Here is a 1,067-nt window from a genome sequence, read left to right as displayed (position 1 = left end):
TTCAAGCCGCGCTACGGCAATTACATTGGTGGTGAATTCGTGCCGCCGGTCAAAGGCGAATACTTCGTCAACACCTCGCCGGTCAATGGTGAAGTGATTGCCGAATTCCCGCGTTCGGGTGCCGAGGATATCGAGAGGGCTCTCGATGCTGCTCACGCCGCTGCCGATGCCTGGGGCAAGACCTCGGTGCAGGACCGCGCGCTGATTCTGCTGAAGATCGCCGATCGCATCGAAGCCAACCTGGAAAAGCTCGCTGTCGCCGAAACCTGGGACAACGGCAAAGCGGTTCGTGAAACCCTGAACGCCGACGTGCCGCTGGCTGCCGACCACTTCCGCTACTTCGCTGGCTGCATTCGCGCCCAGGAAGGCAGCGTCGCCGAGATCAACGAGCACACCGCTGCCTATCACTTCCATGAGCCGCTGGGTGTTGTCGGCCAGATCATCCCGTGGAACTTCCCGCTGCTGATGGCCGCCTGGAAACTGGCGCCGGCCCTGGCTGCCGGTAACTGCATCGTGCTCAAGCCGGCCGAGCAGACCCCGCTGTCGATCATGGTATTCATCGAAGTCGTCGGTGACCTGCTGCCGCCGGGCGTACTGAACATCGTCCAGGGTTTCGGTCGCGAAGCTGGTCAGGCGCTGGCCACCAGCACCCGCATCGCCAAAATCGCCTTCACCGGCTCGACCCCGGTCGGCTCGCACATCATGCGCTGCGCCGCCGAGAACATCATTCCGAGCACCGTGGAGCTGGGTGGCAAGAGCCCGAACATCTTCTTCGAAGACATCATGAATGCAGAGCCTGCGTTCATCGAGAAAGCCGCTGAAGGTCTGGTACTGGCCTTCTTCAACCAGGGCGAAGTCTGCACCTGCCCGTCGCGTGCGCTGATTCAGGAATCGATCTTCGAGCCCTTCATGGAAGTGGTGATGAAGAAGATCAAGGCGATCAAGCGTGGCAACCCGCTGGATACCGACACCATGGTTGGCGCCCAGGCGTCCGAGCAGCAGTTCGACAAGATCCTTTCCTACATGGAGATCGCTCAGCAGGAAGGCGCACAGATCCTCACCGGCGG

Annotated in this window: 1 protein-coding gene; it reads left to right on the top strand. The window is 61.1% G+C overall.

All coding sequences use genetic code 11. The features are described from left to right. A partial coding sequence (locus IEG05_RS23090; RefSeq protein ID WP_224742968.1) for an aldehyde dehydrogenase family protein occupies window positions 1-1,067 on the top strand: 1,067 nt, incomplete at both ends.

It is taken from the genome of Stutzerimonas kunmingensis, from assembly GCF_014764705.1.
Classification (GTDB): domain Bacteria; phylum Pseudomonadota; class Gammaproteobacteria; order Pseudomonadales; family Pseudomonadaceae; genus Stutzerimonas.
This window is presented reverse-complemented; position numbering and strand designations above follow the sequence as displayed.